General features: G+C 37.1%; 22 protein-coding genes and 1 pseudogene. 17 read left to right on the plus strand and 6 right to left on the minus strand.

What is annotated here, in order from left to right; genetic code table 11:
- The first annotated feature begins 49 nt into the window (after nt 1–49).
- From IGK82_RS02930 to cshA, 5 genes are all read left to right on the plus strand, one after another.
- Nucleotides 50–1,078: a DNA topoisomerase II gene (locus IGK82_RS02930; RefSeq protein ID WP_430605144.1), complete on the plus strand. Its 1,029-nt coding sequence runs from the start codon at nt 50–52 to the stop codon at nt 1,076–1,078.
- A complete protein-coding gene (locus IGK82_RS02935) occupies nt 1,075–1,521 on the plus strand; it encodes a YaiI/YqxD family protein (protein ID WP_002378067.1) in 447 nt (148 codons plus the stop codon). Before IGK82_RS02930 ends, IGK82_RS02935 begins: the two co-directional genes overlap by 4 nt.
- 140 nt (nt 1,522–1,661) lie before the next feature.
- Nucleotides 1,662–2,732, plus strand: a complete 1,071-nt coding sequence (locus IGK82_RS02940; RefSeq protein ID WP_002355721.1) for a D-alanine--D-alanine ligase — start codon at nt 1,662–1,664, stop codon at nt 2,730–2,732.
- Between the two features lie 78 nt (nt 2,733–2,810).
- Nucleotides 2,811–4,184 (plus strand): UDP-N-acetylmuramoyl-tripeptide--D-alanyl-D-alanine ligase, encoded by a 1,374-nt coding sequence (locus IGK82_RS02945; RefSeq protein ID WP_002355722.1) that lies wholly within the window; start codon nt 2,811–2,813, stop codon nt 4,182–4,184.
- A 302-nt stretch (nt 4,185–4,486) separates the two neighbouring features.
- Nucleotides 4,487–6,034: a degradosome RNA helicase CshA gene (gene cshA / locus IGK82_RS02950; protein ID WP_002355724.1), complete on the plus strand. Its 1,548-nt coding sequence runs from the start codon at nt 4,487–4,489 to the stop codon at nt 6,032–6,034.
- Between the two features lie 60 nt (nt 6,035–6,094).
- On the opposite strand, the gene IGK82_RS02955 is transcribed toward cshA, so the two are convergent.
- Nucleotides 6,095–6,361 (minus strand): hypothetical protein, encoded by a 267-nt coding sequence (locus IGK82_RS02955; RefSeq protein WP_025188880.1) that lies wholly within the window; start codon nt 6,359–6,361, stop codon nt 6,095–6,097.
- 304 nt (nt 6,362–6,665) lie between these two features.
- Here IGK82_RS02955 and acpS point away from each other — a divergent pair, with 304 nt between their 5' ends.
- From acpS to lepB, 7 genes and pseudogenes are all read left to right on the plus strand, one after another.
- Complete coding sequence (gene acpS, locus IGK82_RS02960) at nt 6,666–7,019, plus strand: holo-ACP synthase (protein ID WP_002355727.1); 354 nt, start codon at nt 6,666–6,668, stop codon at nt 7,017–7,019.
- Nucleotides 7,020–7,048: 29 nt separating this feature from the next.
- Entirely contained in the window at nt 7,049–8,164 is a 1,116-nt protein-coding gene (gene alr, locus IGK82_RS02965; protein ID WP_430605145.1) for an alanine racemase, read from the plus strand.
- Nucleotides 8,165–8,179: 15 nt separating this feature from the next.
- Nucleotides 8,180–8,557, plus strand: coding sequence for a type II toxin-antitoxin system PemK/MazF family toxin (locus IGK82_RS02970; protein ID WP_002355729.1), 378 nt, complete (start codon nt 8,180–8,182; stop codon nt 8,555–8,557).
- A 318-nt stretch (nt 8,558–8,875) separates the two neighbouring features.
- Nucleotides 8,876–9,571: a hypothetical protein gene (locus IGK82_RS02975; protein ID WP_002355730.1), complete on the plus strand. Its 696-nt coding sequence runs from the start codon at nt 8,876–8,878 to the stop codon at nt 9,569–9,571.
- Nucleotides 9,572–9,595: 24 nt separating this feature from the next.
- Nucleotides 9,596–10,891 (plus strand): annotated as a pseudogene (locus IGK82_RS02980) (hypothetical protein).
- A complete protein-coding gene (locus IGK82_RS02985) occupies nt 10,872–11,198 on the plus strand; it encodes a hypothetical protein (protein WP_002396532.1) in 327 nt (108 codons plus the stop codon). Before IGK82_RS02980 ends, IGK82_RS02985 begins: the two are co-directional and overlap by 20 nt.
- A 57-nt stretch (nt 11,199–11,255) precedes the next feature.
- Nucleotides 11,256–12,005 (plus strand): signal peptidase I, encoded by a 750-nt coding sequence (lepB, locus tag IGK82_RS02990; protein WP_016622799.1) that lies wholly within the window; start codon nt 11,256–11,258, stop codon nt 12,003–12,005.
- Between the two features lie 54 nt (nt 12,006–12,059).
- Here the strand turns inward: lepB and IGK82_RS02995 are convergent, their stop codons facing one another.
- Nucleotides 12,060–13,538, minus strand: a complete 1,479-nt coding sequence (locus IGK82_RS02995; protein WP_002386996.1) for a helix-turn-helix domain-containing protein — start codon at nt 13,536–13,538, stop codon at nt 12,060–12,062.
- 173 nt (nt 13,539–13,711) lie between these two features.
- Between IGK82_RS02995 and IGK82_RS03000 the strand changes: the two genes are divergently transcribed.
- The 5 genes from IGK82_RS03000 (at nt 13,712) to IGK82_RS03020 (ending at nt 21,110) form a co-directional block, all read left to right on the plus strand.
- Complete coding sequence (locus tag IGK82_RS03000) at nt 13,712–14,464, plus strand: tyrosine-protein phosphatase (RefSeq protein WP_010707785.1); 753 nt, start codon at nt 13,712–13,714, stop codon at nt 14,462–14,464.
- 78 nt (nt 14,465–14,542) lie between these two features.
- On the plus strand, nt 14,543–14,773 hold the full coding sequence (locus IGK82_RS03005; protein ID WP_002355737.1) for a hypothetical protein: 231 nt from the start codon (nt 14,543–14,545) through the stop codon (nt 14,771–14,773).
- Nucleotides 14,774–14,893: 120 nt separating this feature from the next.
- Nucleotides 14,894–17,599 (plus strand): YhgE/Pip domain-containing protein, encoded by a 2,706-nt coding sequence (locus IGK82_RS03010; RefSeq protein ID WP_002355738.1) that lies wholly within the window; start codon nt 14,894–14,896, stop codon nt 17,597–17,599.
- Nucleotides 17,600–17,819: 220 nt separating this feature from the next.
- A complete protein-coding gene (locus IGK82_RS03015) occupies nt 17,820–18,989 on the plus strand; it encodes a cation diffusion facilitator family transporter (RefSeq protein ID WP_002401539.1) in 1,170 nt (389 codons plus the stop codon).
- Nucleotides 18,990–19,286: 297 nt separating this feature from the next.
- Nucleotides 19,287–21,110, plus strand: coding sequence for an APC family permease (locus tag IGK82_RS03020; RefSeq protein WP_002379167.1), 1,824 nt, complete (start codon nt 19,287–19,289; stop codon nt 21,108–21,110).
- A 34-nt stretch (nt 21,111–21,144) separates the two neighbouring features.
- Here the strand turns inward: IGK82_RS03020 and IGK82_RS03025 are convergent, their stop codons facing one another.
- The 4 genes from IGK82_RS03025 to IGK82_RS03040 all read right to left on the minus strand — a co-directional run bounded on the left by IGK82_RS03025 (nt 21,145) and on the right by IGK82_RS03040 (nt 23,905).
- Nucleotides 21,145–21,609 (minus strand): GNAT family N-acetyltransferase, encoded by a 465-nt coding sequence (locus tag IGK82_RS03025; RefSeq protein WP_002355741.1) that lies wholly within the window; start codon nt 21,607–21,609, stop codon nt 21,145–21,147.
- A 71-nt stretch (nt 21,610–21,680) separates the two neighbouring features.
- Nucleotides 21,681–22,343, minus strand: coding sequence for an ABC transporter permease (locus tag IGK82_RS03030; protein WP_002363261.1), 663 nt, complete (start codon nt 22,341–22,343; stop codon nt 21,681–21,683).
- Between the two features lie 3 nt (nt 22,344–22,346).
- Entirely contained in the window at nt 22,347–23,267 is a 921-nt protein-coding gene (locus tag IGK82_RS03035) for an osmoprotectant ABC transporter substrate-binding protein (protein ID WP_002355743.1), read from the minus strand.
- A gap of 2 nt (nt 23,268–23,269) precedes the next feature.
- Nucleotides 23,270–23,905 carry an ABC transporter permease gene (locus tag IGK82_RS03040; RefSeq protein ID WP_002355744.1) on the minus strand — a complete coding sequence of 212 codons (636 nt, stop codon included), beginning with the start codon at nt 23,903–23,905 and terminating at the stop codon, nt 23,270–23,272.
- Between the last annotated feature and the right edge of the window lie 3 nt (nt 23,906–23,908).

Here is a 23,908-nt window from a genome sequence, read left to right on the forward strand (position 1 = left end):
CTTTTTTTCATTATAATTAAAAGAAACAGATTGCAAAGGAGGCAGCAGGATGAGTGTTGCACATCTTTTAACAGTTTTAGAAAATGATGAATTTATTGAACGGATTCAAAAACGACCAGAAGCGTTCATTGGAACGACTGGCTTAGTCGGCTTAGAGAATTTACTTGTTCAGACAATTAACGGTTTATTAGAGTTTTTCATTGAAAAGAATCAAGGGAAAATTGCTATACAGTTATCGCGTCAACAAATCTCTTTTCAGGTATCTTCCACACGACCGCTTGTTTTTGAACAAAAGCAAGTCGATTTAGAACCACCTTTTCTGTATTTATCTGTTTTACAAGCCTTCTCAAAACAAGTAGGAATCAGTATCGATCAAGAAAAACAGCGGACTATTTTTATTTACCATCAAGGGCAATTGAAAAAACGATTATTATTACCTATTGAAGAAACCCAGGAACGAATTGAAGTCTTGTTTTGGCCAGATACGCAAATTTTTGGTACAGAATCGCTTTCTTATATGCGTGTTTTACAACAATGTCAACAGATTGCCATGTTGAATCCAGGCTTAAAGATTCTCTTAACACAAGAAGAGGAACAAAAAAATCTTTGTTATTACCCTAAAGGTTTAAGTAATTATTTATTTGAAAAAGATAACCCATTAACTAGAAAAGCCGCATCGATTATTCAAGCCAAGCAAACAGAATTGGCCCTTGTTCAATTTATTTTGAGTAAAAATCATGCACCGCAAGTGCAAAAAACATTTGTTAATGGGCATTATCCTAGTCTTGGTGGAACCCACTATGAGGGTTTTCTTGATGGCGTAGTGGCCGCCTTTAATCAATTTTTAGAGGAGCAACATTATTCATTATCTGTGACAGCAGATAGTTTTTTAGCAGAATTTGATTTTGTTTTAGCCATTACGATACCAAAGCCCCGCTACACTGATGCAACGAAAACCATTTTAAGAAATACAGAGTTATATGAAGTGGTTAAAGAAGTCGTTTTTGACGAATTACAACACTACTTTCAACGTCATCCCAAATGGTTAGAGCAAGGAAGAATCGAGGGAAATGAATGAAAATTTTTGTCGATGGCGATGGTTCACCTGTGAAAGAGACGGTTATTGAAGTCGCTGTAGAGAAAGCTTTGGATGTGGTGATTGTTACTAGTGTAGATCATTATTCCTTAAAAGATTATCCAGAAAATGTCTCTTTTGTGTATGTTGATAAAGGAGCGGATGCTGCTGATTTTAAAATTGTGCAGTTAATAAAAAAAGGGGATCTTTTAATTACACAAGATTATGGCTTAGCTTCCTTGGTTTTGCCAAAAGGAGTGTCGGTTTTACATCAACTGGGTTATCAATATACGAAAGAAAATATTGATGGCTTGTTAGAACAACGCTATTTTAGTGGCCAAATTCGGCGAAAAGGTGGCCGAACGAAAGGACCTAAACCTTTTACAGACCAAGATAGAACAATGTTTAAACAAGCCCTTATTGAGCTGGTGGAACGGAGTCTTTAGTAAGGAAAAGGCAAGCAAAGAATTTTTCCTTCACTAAATTTGCTTCTATTATGAAACTGGGTTTTATGCTAAAATAAGTAAGGATAATTTGAAAAATAATTTTTTCTAAAAGACAGGAAAGAAACTAGGAGGACAAGCATTTGAAGATTATTTTGTTGTATGGCGGCAGAAGTGAAGAGCACGATGTGTCTGTTTTGTCTGCATATTCCGTTTTAAATGCAATCTATTATAAATATTATCAAGTACAGTTAGTCTTTATTAGTAAAGATGGTCAATGGGTAAAAGGCCCTCTCTTATCTGAACGACCACAAAATAAAGAAGTTTTACATTTAACTTGGGCACAAACACCTGAAGAAACAGGCGAATTTTCAGGAAAACGAATCAGTCCTTCGGAAATTTATGAAGAAGAAGCGATTGTTTTCCCTGTTTTACATGGGCCAAATGGTGAAGATGGAACAATTCAAGGATTCATGGAAACCATTAATATGCCTTATGTAGGCGCAGGTGTCTTAGCTAGTGCTAACGCAATGGACAAAATCATGACGAAATATCTTTTACAAACTGTTGGCATTCCACAAGTACCATTCGTGCCAGTTTTAAGAAGTGATTGGAAAGGAAATCCAAAAGAAGTCTTTGAGAAATGTGAAGGTTCTTTAATTTATCCGGTCTTTGTTAAACCTGCCAATATGGGTTCTAGTGTCGGAATTAGCAAAGCGGAAAATCGTGAAGAATTGCAAGAAGCATTGGAAGAAGCTTTCCGTTATGATGCCCGAGCAATTGTTGAACAAGGGATTGAAGCACGTGAAATTGAAGTAGCCATTTTAGGAAATGAAGATGTCCGTACGACTTTACCTGGTGAAGTGGTGAAAGATGTCGCTTTCTATGATTATGATGCAAAATACATCAATAACACGATTGAAATGCAAATCCCAGCACATGTTCCAGAAGAAGTAGCTCATCAAGCGCAAGAATACGCTAAAAAAGCGTATATTATGTTAGATGGAAGTGGCTTAAGTCGCTGTGATTTCTTCTTAACAAGCAAAAACGAATTATTCCTGAATGAATTGAACACCATGCCTGGTTTTACTGACTTTAGTATGTACCCTTTACTATGGGAAAATATGGGCTTGAAATACAGTGATTTAATTGAGGAACTGATTCAGTTAGCTTTGAATCGTTTTAAACAACGCCAAGAATTTTATAATAACTAAGAAGAAAAAATCACACAAGACTGGGACATGACAAGACTTTGGCATGTCCCAGTCCCTGTGTCAGAGGAGCAAAACATAATGAAATTAACCTTCTGGGAAGTAGCGCAAGCGGTTGAAGCCAGTAATGATTGGCAACAATGGCCTGATTTTCCTTTAACAGGCATTGAATTTGATAGTCGTAAAATTGTGAAAGGAAACCTTTTTGTTCCTTTACAAGGTGAAAATGATGGTCATCGTTTTATTGAGAGTGCCATGGCTAATGGCTGTCAGGCCGCTTTTTGGGGACAGGATTTAGTCGATGCGCCGCAACAATTGCCTGTTTTGCATGTTACTGATCCACTGGTTGCTATGCAAAAATTAGCTACCTATTATTTAAATAAAATGCAACCGAATGTCATCGCTGTGACTGGCAGTAATGGAAAAACTACCACTAAAGATTTAATTGCTGCTGTTTTATCTGAAAAGTTTGTGACTTACAAAACGCAAGGCAATTACAATAATCAAATTGGCTTACCCTATACTATTTTACACATGCCTGATGAAACAGAAAAACTGATTTTAGAAATGGGCATGGATCATGCTCAGGAAATTTCTTTCCTTTCCAATCTGGCTCAGCCAGAAGTTGCTGCCATCACAATGATTGGCGAAGCCCATGTGGAAAATTTAGGCTCACGAGCAGGCATTGCACAAGCAAAAATGGAAATCGTAGATGGTTTAGCCAAAGACGGTAGTTTATTTGTGCCAAGCGATGAACCATTGCTAGAACCATTGGTGGAAAAAGTCACGCAACAAGTGATTACTTTTGGTTTTAGCCAGGAAAGTCAACTTCAAGGAATCGTCACAAATGAAGCCAAAGAGCAAACCTCATTCAAAATCAGTGATACACAAATGACGTTTACGATTCCAGTGCCAGGAACCTATAATGTCACCAATGCATTAATCGCAATTGGTATTGGTCGGTATTTCCAATTAACGGATAGTGAGATTCAAAAAGGATTGGCTACAGCGGAACTAACAAAGAATCGGACAGAATGGCTGAAAGCAGCGAATGGTGCCGAAATTTTAAGTGATGTGTACAATGCCAATCCGACAGCTATGGGTCTTGTTCTGGACAGTTTTAGCAAAATGTCCAAAGTAGGAAAACGAATTGCTGTTTTAGGAGACATGCTGGAATTAGGTCCTGATTCTGCTGCCATGCATCAAGCAATGGCGCAGCATTTAGCCCCAGATGCGATTGAAGAAGTCTTTTTATATGGTTCTGAAATGGCTTATTTAGCTGATAAATTGCAAGAAACCTATGCACCAGCTAACATTCATTCTTTTAAAAAAGAAGAAAAAAATGAGTTGATTGAAGCTGTCAAAAAAGTCTTACAGCCAGAAGACATGGTGGTTTTAAAGGGAAGTAACGGGATGGGACTTCGTGAAGTCATCGATGCACTTTTGGAAAAGTAAATAAGTTTCATAAAACTTGCTGAAAATGGGATTCTATGATAGAATGACCTATTGCCGGAAGATGACGAGAAAAATTGAATCGTAGTAAATAAAATAGATCTATTTCTATGTTTAATAATAAATGTGAAGCTGAACGACCACGTTTGGCTTTTCTAATGCCATAAGGTGAATTTTTCGGTGAAATCAGGAAAGAAGAAATAGTTGGCACACTATAATGGATTTCTTTTTAACAACTGAAAGTGAAGACACCTGAAACTAGGAAGAAATCGTTCTTTCCGAAACAAAATCTAGGAGGATATCATTTGAAATTTAAAGAACTTGGTTTAGCGCCAGAATTATTATCAGCGGTAGAACGCGCAGGCTTCGAGGAAGCAACCCCTATTCAATCAGAAACAATTCCGTTAGCGTTAGCAGGAAAAGACGTAATCGGACAAGCACAAACAGGAACAGGGAAAACCGCTGCTTTTGGCTTACCAATGCTTAACAAAATTGACGCAGACAATCGCGTTATTCAAGGATTAGTCATTGCACCAACCCGTGAGTTGGCTATCCAAACACAAGAAGAGTTATTCCGTTTAGGCCGCGATAAAAAGATTCGCGTCCAAGCCGTTTACGGTGGGGCTGATATCGGTCGCCAAATCCGTGGACTAAAAGATCGTCCACATATCGTTGTAGGTACACCAGGACGTTTACTAGATCATATTAATCGTCGTACCTTGAAATTAGAAACTGTTGAAACATTAGTTTTAGACGAAGCAGATGAAATGTTAAACATGGGCTTCTTGGAAGACATTGAAAAAATCATCTCACAAGTGCCAGAACAACGTCAAACACTTCTATTTTCAGCAACTATGCCGCCAGCAATCAAGAATATTGGCGTGAAATTCATGAAACAACCAGAACATGTGAAGATTAAAGCCAAAGAAATGACGGCTGATTTAATTGATCAATATTATGTACGTTCAAAAGACTTTGAAAAATTTGACATTATGACACGTTTACTAGACGTGCAAACCCCAGAATTGACCATTGTCTTTGGTCGGACAAAACGCCGTGTTGATGAACTTGCCCGCGGGTTAGAAGCGCGTGGTTACAAAGCAGAAGGCATCCATGGCGACCTATCACAACAAAAACGGATGAGCGTTTTACGTTCATTCAAAAATGGTAACTTAGATATCTTAGTGGCAACAGATGTAGCAGCACGTGGGTTAGATATTTCAGGTGTCACCCATGTCTATAACTACGATATTCCACAAGATCCAGAAAGTTATGTTCACCGTATTGGTCGGACAGGTCGTGCTGGTAAAGGTGGTATGTCTGTGACGTTTGTAACACCAAACGAAATGGGTTACTTACATGTCATCGAAAACCTAACGAAAAAGCGGATGACACCATTACGTCCACCAACCGAAAAGGAAGCATTTAAAGGACAATTAAGTGCAGCTGTTGAAACCATCGAAAGTGATCTAGAAGAAAATGGTTTAGACAAATATCTAGAATCTGCTGAAGCGTTATTAGAAAAATATTCAGCGACAGACTTAGCTGCGTTATTATTAAAAACAGTAGCGAAAGATCCAGCAGATGCGGTTCCTGTAAAAATTACCCCAGAACGACCATTGCCTTCAAATAAAAAAGGCTTTAACAAAAATGGCCGTGGTGGTGGCGGTGGTAACAACCGTAATCGCAACCGTGGTGGCAATGGTAAAGGTGGCAGCTATCGTGGCAACAAAAACCATAAAGATGGCGACCGTAATTACAAAAATAGCGACCGCAAAAATAAAGATCAACGTGGCGGCAAACGTCATAACGATAAAAAACGTGGTTTCGTCATTCGCGAAAACGCCAAATAATCAAAAGAGCGAGTGTTCCGTCTATGAACGGAACACTCGCTCTTTTTTGGTAGATAATCGTTAAATAGAAAAACTCAAAAAAAGTAAAAAAGGCATCAAAATGATATAAAAAAAGAAAAACGCCAAAATTATCCAAGTTTTCAACGGGGAAGTTAGATTGAAGAGTTTCATTTTTTGTTGTAGCAAATGAATGGTTCCGATCCAAACCAGTTGCAAGAGAAAAAATAGGCTGGGATTTTTAAAGAAGATTGGAAATATGTAGAGCAACAAAGTAAAAATAAATAGGGCGCAACGAAGTAACTTTTTTTGCCGAGAAGTTAAAGTCATACGTTTTTCTCCTTTTTCTTTTTATTCTCCCATAAGTAGCCAAAATTTGCTATAAAATATTAAAACATCCGCTTAGTTTCCTGATTTTTTTCCGATACTTCTTAGTTGTTGTCTTACTTTTATAAAAATTCAGAAAAATTTTATAAAAATGTAAATAGGAAGAAAACGTATGGTACTTCAATTTGTGTGAGGATCTTGTAAAACATTCTTTATTTTTTTAGCGAATCAGTGGAAAAATTTTGAAATTTTGTTAAAATGAAAGGTAATTCGGAGTAACTATATTAAATAGGAAGTAAGGCGGAAAATGATAAAGGGAATTGGTATTGACGCAGTAGAATTAAGTCGGATAAAACCGATTGTTGAAAAACAAGGATCGTTTATTCAACGGGTTTTAACACCTAACGAATTGACCCTTTTTGAAAAGTTATCTACAAAACGTCAAATAGAATTTTTAGCTGGTCGTTTTGCTTGTAAAGAAGCGTTCTCTAAAGCATGGGGCACAGGGATTGGTAAAGTTGGTTTACAAGATATTGAGGTGCTGACTGAAAAAACAGGTGCACCATACGTAGCAAACTCGCCCCATAATGGTAAAGTGTTTGTCTCGATTACGCACACAGATACTATGGCGATTGCACAAATTGTTTTAGAAAGCGAATAATAGAAGCAACGAAGAAAGAAGGATGTACAATGGTCGTTGGATGGTATCGTCCTACACGGTTACATATCGATACGCAAGCAATTACTGAAAATGTCCAAAAGGAATGTCAACGTTTGCCAGAAGGAACCGCTTTATTTGCGGTTGTAAAAGCGAACGGCTATGGGCATGGAGCCGTAGAATCCGCCAAAGCGGCGAAAAAAGGTGGCGCGACAGGTTTTTGTGTCGCCTTATTGGATGAAGCAATTGAATTGAGAGAAGCAGGTGTTCAGGACCCCATTTTAATTTTGAGTGTGGTAGACTTAGCTTATGTGCCTTTATTGATTCAATATGATTTGTCTGTAACGGTAGCTACACAAGAATGGTTAGAAGCTGCTCTTCAACAACTAACGCCTGAGAGTAACACGCCATTACGTGTTCACTTAAAAGTCGATACTGGCATGGGACGGATTGGCTTTTTAACCCCGGAAGAGACTAAGCAAGCAGTGCGGTTTGTTCAATCCCACAAAGAATTTTTATGGGAAGGGATTTTTACTCATTTTTCAACAGCTGATGAAATCGATACAAGCTATTTTGAAAAACAATCAGGGCGTTTTAAGGCTGTTCTAGCAGTTTTAGAAGAGTTACCTCGGTATGTCCATGTTAGCAATAGTGCGACAGCGTTATGGCATCCTGATGTGCCAGGAAACATGATTCGCTATGGGGTAGCCATGTATGGATTGAACCCTTCAGGTAATAAGCTGGCCCCAAGCTATGCGTTAAAGCCGGCCTTACGGTTGACCAGTGAACTCATCCATGTAAAACGCTTAGCGGCTGGTGAAGGGATTGGCTATGGCGAAACCTACGTAACTGAAGCTGAAGAATGGATTGGGACAGTGCCAATCGGCTATGCAGATGGCTGGTTGCGTCATCTCCAAGGATTTACAGTGCTCGTGAATGGTAAGCGTTGCGAAATCGTTGGACGAGTGTGTATGGATCAATGTATGATTCGTTTAGCAGAAGAAGTTCCTGTCGGCTCAGTCGTTACATTAGTTGGAAAAGATGGCAATGAAGAAAATACGTTACAAATGGTAGCCGAAAAATTAGAAACCATTCATTATGAAGTTGCATGTACTTTCTCACAAAGAATCCCCAGAGAATATAACTAGATAGGAGGTTCCACTATGGTCAAACGCGGAGATATTTATTTTGCAGACCTTTCCCCAGTAGTGGGCTCGGAACAAGGTGGCGTCAGACCTGTCCTTGTTGTCCAAAATAACTTAGGTAATCATTTTAGCCCAACGATTATCGTTGCGGCGATCACAGCCAAAATGGCAAAGCCAAAATTGCCAACACATATCGGGATTAATTCTGATGAAACAGGCATTGAAAAAGATTCAGTGATTCTTTTAGAGCAGATTCGAACAATCGATAAGGGTCGCTTGAAAGAAAAAGTTTGTCATTTGAGACTTGATATTATGGAAGAAGTTGATCGTGCCTTAGGCATCAGTGTTGGACTTAGTAGCGATTCAGCCCCAGCAAAAGCAAATTCAGCTACATAAAGAACGATAGCTACTATGAAATCAACAAAGACTAATTGGATTTTTTTAAAAGCGACTGATCTAGTTCGGTTCGCTAAACATAGTTTGAGTAAAAGCGAGAGAGATGGCCAAGTGGCATCTCTCTTTTTTTGTTTTATATTTTAAAAATTAAAATATAAATATAAAATATAAAATTTTATCATTGTGTTTTAAATAAAGTTGTTGGCAAGGCTCAAACGGAATGTTACAATCAATACTATATAGAGTTTTTAAAGAGCGTAACAGATGATTTTACAAGTTTTGATTGTCGAGCGATGACATAAAGGAGATTATATTTGTATGATGATTGTTGTACTTTTAATGAGTAGTTGCTTATTTTTATTTGTAAGCTATCAATTGTATTTGCGATTACTTGTCGAAAAACTGGATTCAGAGGACCGGACATTAAAGAGGAAAATAAATTTCTATAAGTATCAGAAAAATAGTCGTTTAATGATTTATTTATTGTTTAGTGTTTGTCTACTTAGCGTATTATTGTTAGGAATTGTTTATACATATTATCAATTAAATCAACGAAATATCCGCATTGAACAACGGATCGAGCGTTTGGCACAAGGCCAAGCTACTCAAGGTGACAAAATAAAAAAACAAGCGATTAAAAAAACAGCCTTAAATCAGTTTCCCTGGAAGCAAGCTGTTTCGGCAGAATCGGCCGCTGTCTTGACTAATTATGAATTACAATTAGCGCGTGAATGGCGTCCTTACCTCGGAGAGACGAGTATCACAATGATTAGAAGTGAAAAAACACAAACCTTGACACTGTCTGTTTTTTCAGTTGGCTTAAGTTACCATGAATTTCAAACAGGCCAAGACAATATTGTAGCACTTATTGCAGCGTTGAATTCAGTTAAAGAAATTACCATGATTGATTTTAATTTTACTTATCGAGATCAAGAGCAAACCCTTGTCAAATCCATTGATACGTATGCTCGTGAGACGCTTGAAACAAATTTGGAGCCTGTCGTGATTAGTTAAAAGGATGAGAGAAAGGACATATATATGACAAAAAGACGTTTAATTAAAAAAATTAAAGATATTTCGGATGATACGCTTGAAAAAGAAGTCTTTTTTCAGCCAGGATTCGAACCAGAAAAAATAATTAGCGGAATCAAACCAGAACAACAGGAAAAAGAAATGGCGACGTTAAGAGAAAGGCTCGCCTACTATCAGAAAAAAGAAACAGCCTTTAAAAAACTTCAAGAAGAAAATGAGCAATTAAAGAACCAACAAGAAACGGAAAAACAAGCATTAGAAGAAAAAAATCAGTCATTACTTGAAATACTAAATCAAAAAGAACATGAAATTTTTGAATTGGAAGAGCAACTGGAAACGAACAGTGAAACCACGACAGAGGCTACCACTCTTCAAACAAATCTGCAAAATGCAGAAAAACAATTAACCACTGTACATAATCAAATGGAACGTTTAGAAAGTGAATTAACACAGCAAGTGGCAGAATTAGAAAAAGAATCGGCTGAATAGCAACAACATATCCAGACATTACACAACCAGTTAGCAGAAGAAAAAGGAAAGTTGGAGAAAAAAGGAGATATTACAGGAATGGAAAAGCAAGTAGAAACGTTAACGACAGAATTAGAAGAAAGCACAACGACTCAACAAGCATTGCAGGAACAAATTGAAAAACTAACTGTACAATTACAAAAAGTAGAAGCCGAAAAACAAGCCTTACAAGAGGCTGTCCAACAAGAAGTGATTGTGAAACAACGCATGGAGGAGTTAAAGAATGAGCTTCAAAATAGTTTACAGCAAAAAAATGAAGCAGAAGTAAAACTAGGTCGACTACAAGGTGTCAATGACAAACATCTTGCTGAAAAGCAAGTTTACGAAGGGGAATTAGCTGCTCTAAGAAAAGAAGTAGAGGCCAAAGAAGACAATTTAGAACAAGTTCAAAAAGAATTGAAGACACTACAAGCCGTTTCAAAAAATATTGAACCGAGTAGTGAGCAGTTAACAGAACTGCTACGCGCAAAACAGCAAATTAACGATTTATTAATGAAAAATCAGCAATTACAAGAAGAGGCTTTAAAATCGCAACAAGAAATTGGCGAAGTGATGGTTTCTGCCAAAAAAGAAGCCAATCGGATTGTTAATGAAGCAAAAGTAGAAGCAAAACACCTAATCAATTCCGCAGAATTAGAAATGTTAAATATTGGTAACCGAGCGAAAAGTATTTCGAATGAAGTCGAAGCATCAAAAGTAGAAGTACTTGAGATTTATCGCGAATTAGAGGAACGTTTAACTAAACTGACACGTCTTGAACAAGATAACTATTAATAAAATGGTCAGTAAAAAGTTAATGGGAGCAAGGAAACTACATTGTCTTGGGGTCCTTTTTTTAGCTGTTACATTAAGTAGCTCCGCAGAAAGATTACAGGCTGCTGCTGTCTCAAAGGAAGAGCAGTCGCTAAGGCAACCGCTTATCAGGAAAAACATAGTAACAGAGAAGAGCGAATATCTTGTAGAAGCAAATCAAAGTATTTGGGAGCTGGCACAAGATGCGCAGAAACCATTGAATCAGTTTATGAAGGAAAACCAGTTACGTAGTAGTTATATAAAAAAAGGAACGCAATTAGTTAAATAGAAAAAAGGAGCAAGAAAGGAAAAGTTTATTTAAGAAGCTTTTCCTTTTAAGAAAACGATGGAAGAATGGATAAAGCCCGTTATGCGAACAATTCGCCACATTAAGCGCGCCTTCTTGAAGCAAAAGTTGCCTGCGACATATCAGCTAAAAAAGCAAAAGGCTAACACAGCAATGGAATATTTGCTTGAGCAAACAGATAACCATCAATCAATAAGAGGACCGAAAAGAAAAATGACCGCTGAAGAGATTAAAAAAAAGCGGCAAGCCTACCAAAAGAAACAACGCGTCCAAGTCGTTAAATTTTTTATGCCAGCTATTCTTTTCGCCATTTTTGTGTTCTTTTTTGTGTTAAAGACATCTAGCTACCCAATTGCTGGGCAATCCATGAAGCCGACACTTAACGCAGGGGAACGAGTCTTAGTACAACGGACGAAGCAAGTAGCAAGGTACGATGTGATTGCATTTAAAGCACCGCTAGCTAGCAAAGGTACGTACGTCAAGCGAATCATCGGGGTTCCTGGTGATCGAATTTGGGTAAACGAGGGAAAACTTTATCTTTCAGAAGAACCTATAGCAAGCGATAATGAGGCACTGCCTGAGAATGCCAGTCGTTTTGACTTATCGGAAGAAGTGGCAGCCCAACTTCGCCTGTTCCAGAAGATTCCAGCCGGTCATTACTTTGTCTTAGGGGACAATCGTACGCATTCAAGTGATAGTCGTACGTTCGGCTTTGTCGAGATACAAGCGATTGAAGGAATCGTGGTGTTTAAAATGGCGCCGTTTAAGGAAATAGGGAAAGTAAAATAAAAAGCTTAAGTCAGCCATCTAAGAGTAGGGCACTTAAGCTTTTCTTTTTAGAGATTATTTGCCCAATAACAATTGAATGATTTTTTCAATTGATTGTAGGTCGTAACGATTACTAATATCCGAAAAAATATAGTAATGGTCATACTGGGCAACGAGCTGTTCATTATTGGTATTCATTAAAAGCAAATCATAATGGTTTTCTGCGTTGTAAGGCTCAATTTTCAGCGGATATTTTCCAGCGATACTCTGTTGTATTTTTTGTGCTACCAACTCGCTATAAGCACTGCTCAGTGAGTGATAAACACCAATCGTTATTTTTTTTTCATTTAATTCAGCAATGTGATTCAAAATAAGTGTATAATTAATTTCAGTAAATTGATTTTGGTACTTAGAAGCAGTGGCTTTTGTGGCAAAGTTCGTTGTAGCGATCTCCACTAATTCGTAAACTTCACTTTCGCTAAAAGGATGACGTAAGACTTTCAAAAGTGACTGAATTGTCCAATAATCAAAGGGTAAAATAAATCCTGAAAAATAATAGAGTTGCGCATGTAATTGGAAAAGTAAATTTTCAATATAAAGTAGCCGAATAGGCAGCACGTAATGGGATAAATAACCACGTGCTTTAAGGTACGTTAAAATGACCCGGTTCATTTCGTTAAGATACGTTTTTTCAATGCGTTGTTGTTTTGCTAAACGAAAGGCGAAAGCAGCATTCGCAGAATAGTTATGCATGGAACAAAAAAAGTCATAAAACATATAGGCTTCATTGATTGTATATGGACGGTCGATTCTTTTCATATATGTATGTATAGATAAATTAATTTCTTCAAATAAAGGTCGATCGAGTTGGACATCATGTGGACTAATCGTTGGCAGGGGTTCTAAAACCATGCGACGAAAAGAAATTTTCATCCAAAGTTTAATTTGGAGAATTTCTGTATGGTCAAAGGTAATTCTGGGGATTTCTTGTAGTATCTCGATTAATCCTAGGTATTGATTGGCCAGTTCTTTTTCTAAATCTGTTTTTTCTTCAAAGATAAACCAGAAAAAATTAAAAAAGAAAAAGCGAATTTGTTTTTCTTCGCCGACAAGTTTTCCTCGTTTGATACGTAAATTAAACTCATTGAGTAAGTCATTTAATTCAACAATTTTTCGATAATAGGTAGCAGAGCTAATGGCATAATTCTGTTGGAAATACCCGCCATTTATTTCATTTTTATGGAAGAGTTGCTGGACCATGTGAAACTTAATAGATTTATCTAAGAACAACATGATCATTGCTTTCATGGAAAAGGTAGGCGCTTTATTTAGATATAGAGTGTCACCTAATACTGTTAAGGTGAGGTTTTCTTGAAGTTGCTCTTCTTTCAAAAATTGCTCTAAAAAAGAAAGATACTCATTCAATGTTGGTAAACTAATATTGAAAAAATCTACTAATTCATTTCGTGTCGCTTGACCTTTATTATTATATAGGAACAATAAAATATCATTCATATAATCATAAGGCTTTTCTAAAAAATCTCGTTTTAGCATCGTTACTCACCTCTCTTTTAAGAATACTGTATCTATGATAAAATGGCAATAAACAACTGATAAAAAGATTGTTTTTTGAGGTGTTTTTTATTATCGTTGAGAAAAAGAAATAAAAAGAAAAAACAAAGTATTTAAATGACAACAAAATAATTAAAATGAAGGAGCGATAGAACATGAACAGCGTGGTGAACTTTAGAGATATTGGAGGATTTCCAACGCAACAAGGCACAGTTGTCAAGACAGGGCATTTTTTTCGGAGTGGTGAACTCGTCAATGTTGCACAAGCGGATCAACAGAAACTGGTAGAGGACTATCAAATTAAACGAATCTATGATTTTAGAAGTGCAGCGGAAACGCAAGAACGACCAGATGATTCAATTCAAGGAACCAACTATCTACATATAGATATTTTGGCCGATATTCAGGCGCAGACTGCTTCATTAGAAGGAATGCTTAAAACGGTTGGTTCACCCGATGAAGCAATGGACATGGCTTATAAAGAAATGGTTCTTTCCAATTCGGGGCGCAAAGGTTACCAAACATTTTTTGAAAACTTTTTAAGTTATCCACAGGAAGCTATTTTATTTCATTGTTTCGCAGGAAAAGATCGAACAGGAATCGGCGCAGCCTTGATATTAAGTGCTTTAGGTGTGGAACATTCTTATATTTTAGAAGATTATTTAAAGACGAACGAGCAAAGAAAAACCGCTAACGAGCAAATTATTGCGCAATATCAAGCAAATGGAACGCCTCCAGCAGAAATTCAACAATTAGAAACGCTGCTTTATGTGAAAAAAGAGTACTTAGCGACCGCTTTACAGGCGATTGAAAAAGAATTTGGTTCGGTAGAGGGCTATTTAAAAGAGGGACTCGGCTTACCTTTATCTGCTAAAAAAAACATGCTAAGTCTGTACACAAAATCATAGATCCTAAAAAAAGGACTATCCTTTCTAAAAAAGAAGTTTTATAATAGAAAAGAATCCGTTTGTAAGGAGGGATAGGGAATGAAAGAAGGACAAGAACAATTCTTAACGTTCATACTAGATCGAACAAAAGAAGATAAAAAAGAAAAAATGCAAGCGCTACTTGCAGAAATGTTTGAACGCCAACAAACAGGCAAATTAGATAAAATGTACTTGATGACAAAAGCACCAAAACTTTTGGCGTATTTAAAACCAGAAGCCATTGATGAAGTTAAACAAGTCGTTTCGGAATTTTCTAAAAATATGAAATAAACAATCTTAGCTTGAACTTACGACATTTTAAAAATGTGTCGTAACATTCAAGCTTTTGTTTGTTATTCTCTTGTATTTTATGCTAAAGTTATTCAGGCACAAAAAAAAGCAGGTGATTTTATGAAACATATAAAAAATACATGGGAACTATTTATTTTAGATTGGAAAAGAATTTTTAAAAATCCAGTAGCAACATTTTTGATTGTTGCCTTAATGATTATTCCATCATTATATGCATGGTTTAACATTAAAGCACTATGGGATCCGTATTCAAATACAGGAGAGTTACCAATAGCGGTCTATAGTGATGACCAAACAGCAACTTTTCAAGATAAATCGGTCAATATTGGTGATGAAGTCTTGAAAAACTTGAAGAAAAACAAGCAATTAGGTTGGCGTTTTGTTGATTCGAAAAAGGAATTAGACAAAGGGGTCCAATCAGGAAAATATTTTGCCGGGATTTATTTACCTAAAGATTTTTCCAAAGATTTGCTAAGTTTTACTTCTGGTGACATCAATAAACCTAAAATTGAATACTCAATCAATGAAAAAATTAATGCAATTGCGCCGAAAATTACGTCAAAAGGCGCCTCTTCCATTCAGTCACAAATTTCGGAAGAATTCATTAAAACGGCAAGTAGTACGTTAATCAAAACATTCAATGATATTGGCTATGATATTGATAAAAACATGGTTAGCATTCAAAAAGTTAAGAGCATGATTTTAGATACAGATGCCAACATTGGAACCATTGACACGTACGCGAAACAAGTCACAGACTTACATGGTAAGATGCCTGAGCTAAAAGAAAAATTAGCGAAAGCCAACGATGCGATGAAATATTTACCTGAAGTTGATGCTTTAGGAGAGAAGATTGTTGAGCTAAATGGCAAAATGCCAAGCATCAAAGAACAAGCTAGTGTTATTTTGACGTTACAAGAAAAAATTCCAGAAATTCAAAACGCTGGCCGACAAATTGCTATGATTGATGAAGACTTTGCCTCTGTGGAACAAACAATGAGCGAAGGAATCCAAGAAGCAAAACAAGGATTAGAAATCATTCAACAAGTTCAAACGGCGTTACCAGATATTCGTAAACTAGGTGATCAAGCCAATGATTTAGGGAATGTCACATTAGATGGCGCCAATAAATTGCAAGAGGCGTTACCAAGTATTACGAATAGCGTTGAAGTGACTTTGAAATCTATCCAGCAAGTTGCTACAACAACAACTTCCGTAGTCGCTACTATTCGTCAAGCGTTAGATGATGGACAGTTAACGCCAGAAGAAAAACAACATATTAATGAAGTAGTACAAGATTTCACAACTAATATCCAACGGCAACAGCAAGCAATTAACGACATTATTGCGTTTATGAAACAACTCCAAGAAAATGCTGGTAATCATGACTTAGATGGTGCGATTGCTCAATTAAGCCATGTAAATGATTTATTAACAGATTTTAGCAATCGCTTGAATCAATTAAATGCTTTAGTCCAAGCGGGTGATATCTCTGGAGTACAAAATTATTTAAATGAGATTGACGAAATGGCAACTAATATTTCTAGTATTGTGGGCAGTGTTGATGTAAACGGAATTAGTAATACCGTTTCAACCATTTTAAACAAACTAACTAGTACCATCCAAAACGCTCAAGGTCAACTAAACAAAGCGCAACAAATTGACTTTGAAGGATTATTGAGCTCAACAAGTCAAACGGTCACTAATGCGATTTCTTTATTAGAAAAATATCAAGCCGAAATGCCGGCAATTAAACAAGAAATTCATGATGCGAATACGATGTTGAATGGCAATATGGAAACCATTGTCAATGGCATTAATCGTGGTGCTGATTTGTATAAAAACGATTTACCAGTCATTCAAGACAAAGTCAGCAAAGCGGCAGCCTTTATGCAAAATGACTATCCAGGTATCCGAAAAGATTTAACGAATACCTTGAAAACAGTCAATGAGAAAATGCCAGATGTTGAAGCGGCCTTAGACAAAGCCAACGAGCTGATTATTAATGATTGGCCAAATATCAAAACAGGATTACACAAAGCAGCGAATGCAATCCGTAAAGGTGAAAAAGAAGTTGACTTAGGCGAAATTCTTAAATTACTAAAATTAGATGCCAATAAAGAAAGTGACTTCTTTACACAACCAGTTGAAGTCAAAGAACATGCTGTTTATCCGATTGCTAATAATGGTTCGGCAAGTACGCCATTCTATACAGCTTTGTGTTTATGGGTTGGTGCTGTATTATTCTCAAGTGTTGCGACAACGGATGTTTATCTTGAAGGAAAAGATAAAAAACGCTTTTCTAAACGGGAACAATTTTCAGCACGGATGTTTACCTTCATTGTCATGGGGATTGGTCAAGCACTGATTGTAACCTTAGGTAATTACTTTGCGTTAGGCGTAGATGTTCGTAATCCAGCGTATAGCGTCTGGTTTGCGGTATTGATTGCCATTACGTTTATGATAATGGTTTATGTGCTCGTTGCTCTCTTTGGCAATGTAGGGAAAGGAATTGCGATAATAATCTTGGTACTATCCATCTCTGGTGGGGGTGGGAACTACCCAATTCAAGTCTCAGGTAAATTCTTCCAAATGATTAATCCGTTCTTGCCGTTTACGCATGCCGTGAACTTGCTAAGGGAATCAGCAGGAGGCATTTACTGGCCAAATGCTTGGTTTGCCATTTGGATTATGGTGGGGATTTCAGTCGTCTTTAGTATTGGCGGTGCAATTCTTTATCCACATCTGGAACACAGATCGAAAAAATTTGCGGCTTTAGCACAAAAGAGCCATTTATTCCATTAAAAAACAAAAAGCTGAAAACGTCTCTAGCGTTTTCGGCTTTTTGTTTTTCTTTATTTTCAAGGCAACCCTAACAAAGAAGTTTTGGGGGCTCTTGCTTTTGACTTTTTGGCAATGCTAAATAATAAAATCTCCCTCAGAAAGTGAGGTTTTTTGTGTACAAATGTATAAAAAGGTTTTATAGTATTTTTTTAAGAAATAAAAAGTGGGTAGGGGTTGTAAAATGATTCAAGCATTGCTTCAACGATATGAGAAAAAAATTGAACGTCGTAAATTGGAAAAACGAACAGCATTCGGTGCTTTTGCCGGGCGGATTGGGCTTGTTTCTAATTTATTTTTATTCGTTAGTAAATTTATGATTGGCTTGCTTTCAGGTAGTGTTTCAATCATGGCAGATGCCATTAATAGCTTGTCCGATACTATTTCTTCAGTTTTAACATTAGTCGGTTTTTATATTGCTGGTAAGCCAGCGGATAAAGAACATCCCTATGGCCATGAACGTTTTGAATATATTAGTGGAATGCTTGTATCATTAGTGATTACGTTTATTGGATTTGAGTTTCTAACGACCTCCGTTGATCGCATCCTGCATCCAGAATCAATCAAGGTGACACCCATTTTATTTGCTGTTTTAGCTTTGTCAATTGGGATTAAAATTTGGCAAGGGCTGTTTTACAAAAAAGTATCAGCAAAAATTGATTCTCAAGCATTAGTTGCTTCTGCTAAGGATAGCTTTAATGATGTTTATACTACATTAGCTGTTTTGATTTCTGCATTTATTGAAGGCGTCACTGGTTTGCGAATTGATGGATATATTGGTTTTTTAATTGCTGCATATATTATTTATAGTGGGCTGCAGTTAATTCGTGAATTTATTAATGAGTTGATGGGCATGCGTCCGAGCCAAACAGAAATTGATGAAATGAAAAATGTCTTATCAAAAATAGAAACAATTGTAGGATATCACGATTTACTGATTCATAATTATGGTCCCAGCCAAACGTTTGCGTCTGTTCACATTGAAATTGATGATCGCTGGGATTTAAATAAAGCCCATCAGACAATCGATGCGATTGAAGCGAAGTTTAAAGAAGAATTAGATGTTAACCTTGTTTGTCATATTGATCCAGTGAACTTGTATGACCCAACACAACAATTTGTTCATCAAACAATCAAAAAGATTATTCGTTCTTTTGATGCGTCTTTAAAAGTCCATGATATCCGCTTAGTTACCCATGGTGAAGAACCGAAGATTTTGTTCGACTTGGTTTTACCTACAGAATCAAAATTATCTGAATTTGAACTGGGTGTGGAAATTCAACGGCAAGTTTATGAAAAAATTGGTCGTTATAAAGTGGAAATTACCTTCGATCATACGTACTTGTTACAATAAAAGGGAATAATTAACTAAGTTTTTAAGCGAGAGCCAAAAGGTCAAATAGACTTTTAGCTCTCGCTTTTTTGTTTAGAGAATGCAAATCCTTTTGTTATCTGGATTCTCTTGATAAGATAAAGGAAGCGGGGGACTTTAAATGAGTGTCTGATTAAAAAAAGATGGTGATTTTTTTATCTTTTTCAGTAACAAAAATCAATTGACTTTTCATTGTGAGAAGCGTAGCATATGGATTTGTTTGATAAAAAATAATGAAAAAAGTGAGCGGGTCACTCTAGAGAAAAGGAGTAGAAAAAAATGGCGGATTTAAAACGACTGTTCATTGGGAAACCATTGAAATCAGCCGAAAATGATGAACATAAATTAAGCAGATTTGCAGCGCTTGCGTTGTTATCTTCTGATGCACTTTCATCCATTGCGTATGGTACAGAACAAATAGTGGTGGTTCTGGTTACTTTGTCGGCGGCTGCGATTTGGTATTCATTACCAATTGCTGCATTTGTTATTATTTTACTTATTTCTTTAACATTGTCGTACCGACAAATTATTCATGCGTATCCGCATGGCGGCGGCGCATACGTTGTTAGTAGTGAAAACCTCGGCAGAAATGCCGGTTTATTGGCTGGTGGTTCGTTGTTAGTCGATTATATGCTAACAGTAGCCGTTTCAGTTTCAGCGGGCGCAGAGGCGATTATATCGGCGATTCCGGCGTTATATGGTCATCAAGTAGCAATTTCTATTGGGATTGTGATATTGATTACCTTAATGAACTTGAGAGGCCTGCGAGAATCTGCTTCGTTCTTAATGTTGCCAGTGTATAGTTTTATCGCAATTATTACATTACTGATTGTTGTTGGGCTATTTAAAATTGTGACTGGCGCACAGCCATTGAATGCGACAGCTTTACCAGGAGCCGTGGTTCCAGGAATTTCTATTGCTTTAGTTTTACGGGCGTTTTCATCTGGTTCTTCTTCCTTAACAGGGGTCGAAGCAATCAGTAATGCAGTGCCATTCTTTAAGAAACCACGAGCAAAAAATGCTGCTGGGACGTTAGCGTTAATGGCAACGATTTTAGGGTTCTTCTTCGTGGGGATTACATTTATTAACTATTGGTATGGGATTGTGCCCAAAGAAGAAGTGACAGTTCTTTCACAAATTGGGAAAGCGGTCTTTGGTCAAAATATTTTATATTATTTATTACAGTTTGCGACAGCCTTAATTTTAGCGGTTGCCGCTAACACAGGATTCTCAGCCTTTCCAGTTTTGGCTTATAACTTAGCCAAAGATAAGTTTATGCCGCATATGTATATGGATCGTGGCGACCGTTTAGGCTATTCAAATGGTATTTTAACTTTAGCTGCTGGTTCGATTGTTTTATTATTGATTTTCCAAGGTTCCACAGAACGTTTAATCCCATTGTATTCAATTGGTGTGTTTATTCCGTTTGCTTTGTCTCAATCGGGGATGGTTGTAAAATGGCGAAAAGAAACTAAAAATTGGTTGCCAAAATCAATTGCTAACATTGTCGGCGCCTTTATCTCTTTCGCGATTATCGCCATTTTGTTTATTTATCGATTAGGGGACATCTGGCCATTCTTTATTATTATGCCGGTGTTGATTTATGCATTTTATCGGGTCAACACTCACTATAAAAATGTGGCGGAACAGCTACGTTTAGAAGATGGGGCACAGTTGCATGAGTTTGATGGGAATACAGTTATTGTTCTAGTAGGGAACGTAACCAAGGCAAATGTCGGCGCCTTGAATTATGCGCGTTCCATTGGCGATTATGTCGTTGCCATGCATGTCTCAATGGATGAAAATGTTGAGAAGGAAAAAGAAATTCAGGAAGAGTTTAAAAAACACTTCCCGGACGTTCGTCTATCAATTGTCCATTCTTCGTATCGTTCACTGCAAAATCCTATCTTACGTTATGTTGATTTGGTTAGTAAAAATGCCACGAAGCATAACTACAGTACAACAGTTTTAGTACCACAATTTGTACCAAATAAACGTTGGCAAAATATTTTGCATAATCAAACAAGTTTACGCTTGCGGATTCGTTTAGCGTGGCGGGAAAATATTATTGTGGCTACCTATAGTTATCACTTGAAAAAATAAAAAAAAGTCTGCCATCTTTTGATGGCAGATTTTTTTATTGACGTAATTGTTTTTGATAAATTCTAGCGCAAGACTGCTCTTCGGTGGTTACCATGGTCAAAAATTCCCAGTCATATCTTTCATAAAAAGTAGTATGGTCTGTGAGCAAATAAAGCTTTTTAAATCCAGAATTAGCTAGAAAATCACCAACTGTTGTTAAAAGAATTCCTGCTAAGCCTTGGTGACGAAATGTTGGTTCGACATACAATGCACAAAGGTTTGGCGTAAGGTCTGCACGATTGTGGAAGTCATTATCAATTACGCCCACGCCTGCAACGATGTCCTGCTGTTTATTCAAGCAGACCCACCAATGTGGTACGTGGTTTTCGCTAGTTAGCATTTCCTGCATACTTCCTTGATACGCTTCAGCGGGGATTTGCCACTTTTGGCTAAACCATTGAGCAGCTGACGGAATTAAGTGTGGTTGTTGGTTTAAATCGATAATAGTATAGTTAGACATTATTGATCTCCTAGATAAAAGAACAGATCCCATTGAAAAGAAACAATGTTGGATCTGCTCTGTATTTTTTATTAATTGGAATGTTTGCTAGCTGGGTCTAAACGCCGTTCAATAATCCCTAGAACCCAATCTGTGATAATCGCCATAAAGGCCGTTGGTAAGGCACCGACTAAAATGATAGAAGCACCATCTGTGGCATTGGTTCCACGAATAATAATATCCCCTAAACCACCAGCTCCAACGAAAGCACCAATCGCAGTAATCCCGATTGCGACGACTAACGCATTTCGAATACCTGCCATGATTACTGAAACAGATAAAGGTAACTCGACCATATAAAGAAGTTGTACTTTTGTCATACCCATTCCTTTACCAACATCTAAAATATTGCGATCCACTTGAATCATGCCAGTGTACGTATTCTTGATGATTGGTAGGAGAGAATAAAGGAAGACCGTTACAACCACCGTGTTGACGCCTAAGCCCATTCCCAACATTAAAATCGAAAGCATTGCCAAAGCTGGTACTGTTTGGATAATGTTCGCTAAACGGATAATCCAGTTGGCTAAGCTACGTTTACGTGAAATCATAATCCCAATAGGAATCCCGACAATTGCAGCAAAGATTACGCCATAAATCGAAATTAAAAAGTGACGTAAAAATTGTTGAAAGACGTAGCCGCCATTTTGTTGGAAATAGTAGATAAATTGTTGGAATAAATTCATATTATTCATCTGTTACTCCCCCTCAAAATAGTTATTTTCTTTTAAGAAACGTTCGGCTACGACAGCAGGTTCAATTAAATCATTATCTGCTTGATAGTTCAATTCTTGCATTTTTTTGGTAGAAATTTTACCATCTAAGCGATTTAAGACATCTTTAATTTCCGGCGTTTCTTTTAATAATTTGTCACTAACCACAGGAGCGGCATCATAAGGCGGGAAGAAGCGCTTGTCATCTTTTAACATGACTAAATCGTAACTACCAATCCGGCCATCTGTTGAGTAACCTAAGATGACGTCCATTTTTCCAGCGTTGACTGCATCGTACACCAAGCCAATTTGCATTGGTAAAATAGATTTAAATTGGAAGTTGTATTCCTTTTTAAAGCCTTCATAACCGTCGCCTTCACGTGTGATCCACGCAGTATCGACACCAGCAACTAATTTGTCTGCGACTTTCCCTAAATCACTGACTGTTTTTAAATTGTATTTCTCAGCCGTTTCTTTTGTAACTAAGAATACATAAGTATTTTCAAATCCATATGAAGGGAACCAAGTTTGTTGATAACGTTTTTCAAATTCTGATTGAACTAGGTTAAACGCTTTTTTAGGGTCTTTTTCCGCTGGTAAACCAAGCGTAGTAGTCACGTCAGTACCAGTATAACGAGCTGCAGAAATTGAGGCATCTCCGTTTAACATTGCTTGGTGATTGATGGTAGTAGTAGCTAAGTTGTTAATCACATTTGTTTTTTTATCTGTGTAATGCTCAACCATATCCGCTACAATGCTCCCTAAAATCTGCGCTTCTGAAGTAATCCCACCTGTAATGGCGACAGTGTTATCATCAGAAGTTGAAGCAAGACCAGGTAAAGAACAACCTGCCAATAAAAGTAAACTGCTTAAGAAGAGTAAGCTTAACTTGAGTTTCTTTTTCATCATTATTCGCCCTCCCTTAAAGCTTTTGGCGTTAAACGATTTTCTAATAATCCAAGAAGAACATCTGCTAAAAGCGCTAAAATAGTTACCGGAATAGTCCCGCCAAAGATTAATTCTGGCTGATAGTTATTTAATCCACTGAAAATCATATCACCAAGACCACCTGCACCAATATAAGAAGCCAGTGTAGCCCAAGCAATGACATAGACAGCAGCTAAACGAATGCCGGCCATAATTGTTGGCATGGCAATGGGTAATTCAACACTAAAAATAGACTGTAAATTGGTCATGCCCATGCCTTTAGCAACATCTCGGTAATTTTCATCGACATTTTTCATTCCGATATACGTGTTTCTTAAAATAGGTAGAAGGGAATAGATGAATAGCGCGATAATAGCGGGTGTTTTGCCGACACCAAAAATTGGAATCATCAAAGCTAATAAAGCCAACGAAGGAACCGTTTGTAAGGCACTTGTTAAACCAATGACAATATTGGCTACTTTGGGCAAACGTGTTAACCAAACGCCAACGGGCACAGCGATAGCGACCCCTAATAAAAGTGCAAAGAATGAAATATAAATATGTTCAATACTTTTTGAAATCATTTCTGATCCATATTCTTGAAAGAAGCTACTCATTGC

Origin of the sequence: Enterococcus sp. AZ197 (genome assembly GCF_050556405.1) — a bacterium.
GTDB lineage: Bacteria > Bacillota > Bacilli > Lactobacillales > Enterococcaceae > Enterococcus > Enterococcus faecalis.

Excerpts from the sequence above, each read along its gene's own strand:
- IGK82_RS02930 (WP_430605144.1), top strand. The coding sequence starts at position 50 with ATGAGTGTTGCACATCTTTTAACAGTTTTAGAAAATGATGAATTTATT.
- IGK82_RS02935 (WP_002378067.1), top strand. The coding sequence starts at position 1,075 with ATGAAAATTTTTGTCGATGGCGATGGTTCACCTGTGAAAGAGACGGTT.
- IGK82_RS02945 (WP_002355722.1), top strand. The coding sequence starts at position 2,811 with ATGAAATTAACCTTCTGGGAAGTAGCGCAAGCGGTTGAAGCCAGTAAT.
- IGK82_RS02955 (WP_025188880.1), bottom strand. The coding sequence starts at position 6,361 with ATGACTTTAACTTCTCGGCAAAAAAAGTTACTTCGTTGCGCCCTATTT.
- acpS (WP_002355727.1), top strand. The coding sequence starts at position 6,666 with ATGATAAAGGGAATTGGTATTGACGCAGTAGAATTAAGTCGGATAAAA.
- alr (WP_430605145.1), top strand. The coding sequence starts at position 7,049 with ATGGTCGTTGGATGGTATCGTCCTACACGGTTACATATCGATACGCAA.
- IGK82_RS02970 (WP_002355729.1), top strand. The coding sequence starts at position 8,180 with ATGGTCAAACGCGGAGATATTTATTTTGCAGACCTTTCCCCAGTAGTG.
- IGK82_RS02975 (WP_002355730.1), top strand. The coding sequence starts at position 8,876 with ATGATGATTGTTGTACTTTTAATGAGTAGTTGCTTATTTTTATTTGTA.
- lepB (WP_016622799.1), top strand. The coding sequence starts at position 11,256 with ATGGAAGAATGGATAAAGCCCGTTATGCGAACAATTCGCCACATTAAG.
- IGK82_RS02995 (WP_002386996.1), bottom strand. The coding sequence starts at position 13,538 with ATGCTAAAACGAGATTTTTTAGAAAAGCCTTATGATTATATGAATGAT.
- IGK82_RS03000 (WP_010707785.1), top strand. The coding sequence starts at position 13,712 with ATGAACAGCGTGGTGAACTTTAGAGATATTGGAGGATTTCCAACGCAA.
- IGK82_RS03005 (WP_002355737.1), top strand. The coding sequence starts at position 14,543 with ATGAAAGAAGGACAAGAACAATTCTTAACGTTCATACTAGATCGAACA.
- IGK82_RS03010 (WP_002355738.1), top strand. The coding sequence starts at position 14,894 with ATGAAACATATAAAAAATACATGGGAACTATTTATTTTAGATTGGAAA.
- IGK82_RS03015 (WP_002401539.1), top strand. The coding sequence starts at position 17,820 with ATGATTCAAGCATTGCTTCAACGATATGAGAAAAAAATTGAACGTCGT.
- IGK82_RS03020 (WP_002379167.1), top strand. The coding sequence starts at position 19,287 with ATGGCGGATTTAAAACGACTGTTCATTGGGAAACCATTGAAATCAGCC.
- IGK82_RS03025 (WP_002355741.1), bottom strand. The coding sequence starts at position 21,609 with ATGTCTAACTATACTATTATCGATTTAAACCAACAACCACACTTAATT.
- IGK82_RS03030 (WP_002363261.1), bottom strand. The coding sequence starts at position 22,343 with ATGAATAATATGAATTTATTCCAACAATTTATCTACTATTTCCAACAA.
- IGK82_RS03035 (WP_002355743.1), bottom strand. The coding sequence starts at position 23,267 with ATGAAAAAGAAACTCAAGTTAAGCTTACTCTTCTTAAGCAGTTTACTT.
- IGK82_RS03040 (WP_002355744.1), bottom strand. The coding sequence starts at position 23,905 with ATGAGTAGCTTCTTTCAAGAATATGGATCAGAAATGATTTCAAAAAGT.